The 5,306-nt window shown below is 64.2% G+C and carries 5 protein-coding genes and 1 pseudogene; all 6 read left to right on the forward strand.

Annotated elements, in window-relative coordinates:
* A pseudogene (locus tag EOA49_RS29965) lies at positions 1–239 on the forward strand (sugar ABC transporter permease); the annotation flags it as partial.
* A 206-nt stretch (positions 240–445) separates the two neighbouring features.
* Positions 446–1,270: a carbohydrate ABC transporter permease gene (locus tag EOA49_RS29970; RefSeq protein ID WP_067323984.1), complete on the forward strand. Its 825-nt coding sequence runs from the start codon at positions 446–448 to the stop codon at positions 1,268–1,270.
* A 35-nt stretch (positions 1,271–1,305) separates the two neighbouring features.
* Positions 1,306–2,310 (forward strand): ABC transporter ATP-binding protein, encoded by a 1,005-nt coding sequence (locus tag EOA49_RS29975; protein ID WP_066999175.1) that lies wholly within the window; start codon positions 1,306–1,308, stop codon positions 2,308–2,310.
* Positions 2,307–3,077 (forward strand): L-iditol 2-dehydrogenase, encoded by a 771-nt coding sequence (locus tag EOA49_RS29980; RefSeq protein ID WP_127240209.1) that lies wholly within the window; start codon positions 2,307–2,309, stop codon positions 3,075–3,077. Before EOA49_RS29975 ends, EOA49_RS29980 begins: the two co-directional genes overlap by 4 nt.
* A 149-nt stretch (positions 3,078–3,226) precedes the next feature.
* Complete coding sequence (locus tag EOA49_RS29985; RefSeq protein WP_127240210.1) at positions 3,227–4,705, forward strand: mannitol dehydrogenase family protein; 1,479 nt, start codon at positions 3,227–3,229, stop codon at positions 4,703–4,705.
* A 21-nt stretch (positions 4,706–4,726) separates the two neighbouring features.
* A partial coding sequence (locus EOA49_RS29990; protein WP_164749326.1) for an HAD family hydrolase occupies positions 4,727–5,306 on the forward strand: 580 nt, incomplete at its 3' end.

Below are 5,306 nucleotides of genomic sequence, written 5' to 3' on the forward strand. Positions count from 1 at the left end.
TCACCGTCGTCATCCTGATCCAGACCATCTTCCTGCTCTCGGTCTATGCCGAGATCCTGGTCACCACCAATGGCGGTCCCGGCTACGCCTCCACCAACCTGCCGTTCCTCGTCTACCAGAAGGCGCTCTTGGAATTCAAAATCGGCCAGGCGTCGGCAGGCGGCGTCATCGCGGTCATTCTCGCCAACATCGTCGCCTTCTTCGTCATGCGCGCGGTCGGCAGGAACCTGGACAAGTAGGGGCAAGACGATGCCACTTGCGCTGAACCACCCCCACTCCGTCCCGCTGCGCGGGACACCTCTCCCCCTGCCCGGGGGAGAGGAAACGCCTGCATCGAAGCCCCGCGCTTCCTCTACCCCGTCGATCGGGGGAGAGGTGGTTTGCGCAGCAAACCGGAGTGGGGGTCGACCCTGCCGCCAACATCGCCGATACGGGAGGACCTGACATGGCACGCGCAGTCACCACCCAGCACAAGACGATCGCAACAGTCGCGGCCTGGGTCGTCGCCCTGCTGATCTTCTTCCCGATCCTTTATACGATCATCACATCCTTCAAGTCGGAGCAGGAGGCGATCCAGGGCTTCGCCCTGATCCCGTCGGGCACCACCGAAAGCTACTCCGAGGTGCAGGCGCAGAGCGGCTATTTCAAGTTCTTCCTCAATTCGGTGATCCTGTCGGTCGGCTCGACCGTCCTTGCGCTCATCGTCGCCGTGCCGGCGGCCTGGTCGATGGCCTTCTCGCCGACCAAGCGGACCAAGGACATCCTGATGTGGATGCTCTCCACCAAGATGATGCCGGCCGTCGCCGTGCTGTTCCCGATCTATCTGATCTTCCGCGACACCGGCCTGCTCGACAGCCGCATCGGCCTCACCATCATGCTGATGCTGATCAACCTGCCGATCGTGGTCTGGATGCTCTACACCTATTTCCGCGAGATCCCGGGCGAGATCCTCGAAGCGGCGCGCATGGACGGCGCCTCGCTGTGGAACGAGATCATCTATGTGCTGACGCCCATGGCCGTTCCCGGCATTGCCTCGACCATGCTCTTGAACATCATCCTGGCCTGGAACGAGGCGTTCTGGACGATCCGCCTGACCACCACCGAGGCCGCACCGCTCACCGCCTTCATCAGCTCCTTCTCCAGTCCGCAGGGCCTGTTCTGGGCCAAGCTCTCGGCCGCCTCGACATTGGCGATCGCGCCGATTCTGATCATGGGCTGGTTCAGCCAGAAGCAGCTGGTGCGCGGCCTGACCTTTGGCGCCGTGAAGTAAACCGTAAGCGGCGGGCGAAATCCGGGGAGGAAACCATGGGAAACATCACGCTCAAGAACGTCTCCAAGTCCTTCGGGTCGACGACGATCATTCCGAACATCGACCTCGCCATCGAGGACGGCGAGTTCGTCGTGTTCGTCGGCCCCTCGGGTTGCGGCAAGTCAACGCTGCTCAGGCTGATCGCCGGGCTGGAGGACACCAGCGGCGGCACCATCAGCATCGATGGCCGCGACGTCACCCGCGAGGCGCCGGCCAAGCGCAAGCTAGCCATGGTCTTCCAATCCTACGCGCTCTACCCGCATATGACGGTCGCCAAGAACATCGCCTTCCCGCTGAAGATGGCCGGCGAGGACCAGGCGACCATCGACAAGAAGGTCAAGGACGCGGCGCGCGTCTTGAACCTCACCAACTATCTCGAGCGGCGCCCCGGCCAGCTCTCCGGCGGCCAGCGCCAGCGTGTCGCCATCGGCCGCGCCATCGTGCGCCAGCCTTCGGCCTTCCTGTTCGACGAGCCGCTGTCCAACCTCGACGCAGCCCTTCGCGGCACCATGCGGCTGGAGATCAGCGAACTGCATCATCAGCTGAAGACGACGATGATCTATGTCACCCACGACCAGGTCGAGGCCATGACCATGGCCGACAAGATCGTCGTGCTCAATGCCGGCAACATCGAGCAGGTCGGCTCGCCGATGGAACTCTACAAAACGCCGAAGAACCTGTTCGTCGCCGGCTTCATCGGCTCGCCGAAGATGAACTTGATCGAAGGCGCGCCGGCCGACAAATATGGCGCCAAGACCATCGGCATCCGGCCCGAGCACATCAACATCTCGACCACGGCCGGCGACTGGAAGGCGACGGTCGGCGTTGCCGAGCATCTCGGCTCCGACACCTTCCTGCATGTCCAGACCGATGGCATCGGCACGATCAATGTGCGCGCCGACGGCGAGGTTGCCGTCAAGCACGGCGACACCGTCTACCTGACGCCCGACAAGGCCAAGCTCCATCGCTTCGGCGCCGACGGCAAGGCGCTGGCGCAGTGAGGCTCAAAGGCAAATCGGCGCTGATCACCGGATCGGCGCGCGGCATCGGCAGGGCCTTCGCCGAAGCCTATGTTCGCGAAGGCGCCAGGGTGGCGATTGCCGACATCAATCTCGAAGCGGCGGAAGCGACGGCAAAGGATATCGGCTCTGCCGCTTACGCGATCCGGCTCGACGTCACCGACCAGTCCTCGATCGAGGCCGGCGTGAAAGCCGTCGAAGCGAACGCCGGCGGCCTCGACATCCTGATCAACAATGCCGCCTTGTTCGACCTTGCGCCCATCGTCGAGATCAGCCGCGCGAGCTACGACAAGCTCGTCTCCGTCAATGTCGCCGGCACGCTGTTCATGCTGCAGGCGGCGGCCCGCTCGATGATCGCTGCTGGCCGGGGCGGCAAGATCATCAACATGGCGAGCCAAGCCGGGCGCCGCGGCGAGCCGCTGGTCGCGGTCTATTGCGCCACCAAGGCCGCCGTCATCTCGCTTACCCAGTCGGCCGGACTCGACCTGATCAAGCACCGCATCAACGTCAACGCCATCGCACCGGGCGTCGTCGACGGCGAGCATTGGGATCACGTCGATTCGCTGTTCGCCAAATATGAGAACCGGCCGAAGGGCGAGAAGAAGAGGCTCGTCGGCGAAAGCGTGCCCTATGGCCGCATGGGTCGAGCCGAAGATCTGACTGGCATGGCGGTTTTCCTCGCCAGTGACGAGGCCGAATACATTGTCGCCCAGACCTACAACGTCGATGGCGGTCAATGGATGAGTTGAGGGGGAAGCGCGCCTCTCTTCCTCCGGGGAGGACGCGTCGCGGGGCAGGTGAGGGGCGCATACCGGCAAACGGATGCTGCCCCTCACCGCTCGCCCCAAGCGGGTGACTTGGGGGTTGGATTGCTGCACTCGGCCAAAGGGTAAGTAAGATGACCGTGAAACTCTCTTCCTCGAACCTCGCAAAGCTTCCGTCGAAGGTTTCCGGTCCGAAATACGATCGCGCCGCGCTGAAGGCCGGCATTGTGCATTTCGGCGTCGGCAACTTCCACCGCTCGCACCAGGCTGTCTATCTCGACGACCTGTTCAATTCCGGCCTCGGCCATGACTGGGCGCTGATCGGCGCCGGCGTGTTCGAGGGCGAGAAGGCCGGCCGCGCCAGGCTGCAGGAGCAGGACTGGCTGACCACCGTGGTCGAGCAGGACCAGGGCCATATGAGCGCCCGCGTCACCGGCGCCATGGTCGATTTCCTGATGCCGGGCGATGCTGAGGCGATCGTCGAGCAGCTCGCCGACCCTGCGATCAAGATTGTGTCGCTGACCATCACCGAGGGCGGCTATTTCATCGATCCGGCCTCCGGAAAGTTCAATCCGGCCCATCCCGACATTGTCGCCGATGCCCAGCCCGGTGCGGCACCGAAGACGGTCTTCGGCATCATTCTTGCCGGACTGGTGCGCCGCCGCGCCGACGGTATCGTGCCGTTCACGGTCATGTCCTGCGACAACATCCCCCACAATGGCCACGTCACCTCCGACGGCGTCATCGGCCTTGCCCGGCTGATCGACGAGGGTCTGGCCAACTGGGTGAGGGACAACGTCGCTTTCCCGAACGGCATGGTCGACCGCATCACGCCGGCCACTACCGACCGCGAGCGCAGCATTCTGGCCAATGATTTCGGGCTGGAGGACAACTGGCCGGTCTTCTGCGAACCGTTCAAACAATGGGTGCTGGAAGATCGTTTCACCGCCGGCCGGCCGCCGCTGGAACGGGCCGGCGTCCAGTTCGTCAAGGATGTCTCGCCTTACGAGCTGATGAAGATCCGCATCTTGAACGGCGGCCACGCAGCGATCGCCTATCCGGCAGGCCTGATGGACATCCATTTCGTGCATGAGGCGATGCAGGAGCCGCTGGTGCGCGGCTTCCTCGCCAAGCTGGAGCGCGACGAGATCATCCCGACCGTGCCGCCGGTGCCGGACACGGTGCTCGAGGATTACTACCAGCTCATCGAGCGCCGCTTCTCCAACCCCAAGATCGGCGACACCATCCGAAGGCTTTGCCTCGACGGTTCCAACCGCCAGCCGAAATTCATCATTCCGACCGCTGCGGACCGGCTGATGGCCGGGAAAGGTGTTGCCGGCCTGGCTCTGGAGTCCGCGCTCTGGTGCCGCTACTGCTTCGGCACCACCGACAGCGGCGCCGTCATCGAGCCGAACGATCCGAGCTGGGACCGGATGCAGGCGACCGCCAAAGCCGCGAAGAATTCGCCCGAGGCCTGGCTGGCGATGGACGACATCTATGGCGATGTCGGCCGCTCCGCCGTCTTTGCCGAAGCTTTCGCCCATGCGCTGAACGAATTGTGGGCGAACGGCGCGCGCGAAACCTTGACGCGCTATCTCGCCGGCAAGCTCTGAAGCTCTTTGGACGCAGCCGCAATGACGCCCGAGCTGGTCATCTTCGACTGTGACGGCGTGCTGGTCGACAGCGAGGCGCTTTCGGTTTCCGCGTTGCTGGGCATGATCGAGCTCGCCGGCGGCACGGTTTCGGAGGACGCCGCCTACGAGCATTTCCTCGGCAAGAGCATGAAGAGCGTGCGCGAGATCCTCGGCAGCGATTTCGGCCTGGAGATCAGCGACCAGCATCTCACCGCCATGCGCGTCGAGCTGATGCGCAAGTTCCGCGAGGAGCTGAAGCCGATCCCCGGCATCAAGGAGATCCTGCCGAAGCTTGGCCTGCCCCATTGCGTCGCCTCTTCCGGCACGCTGGAGCGCATCCGCTACGCGCTCGAGGTCACCGGCCTGCTGGGCCTGCTGGAGCCGCACCTCTTCAGCGCCGCCATGGTCAAGCGCGGCAAGCCGGCGCCGGACCTGTTTCTCCATGCCGCCGCCGCGATGCGCGCTGATCCGGGCAAATGCCTTGTCATCGAGGACAGCCCGGCCGGCATCGCCGCGGCGCGAGCGGCGGGGATGCGTGTCTTTGCCTTCACCGGCGGATCGCATGCAAACAACCCTGCGC

The sequence above is a fragment of the Mesorhizobium sp. M1A.F.Ca.IN.020.04.1.1 genome (assembly GCF_003997315.1).
Lineage (GTDB): Bacteria > Pseudomonadota > Alphaproteobacteria > Rhizobiales > Rhizobiaceae > Mesorhizobium.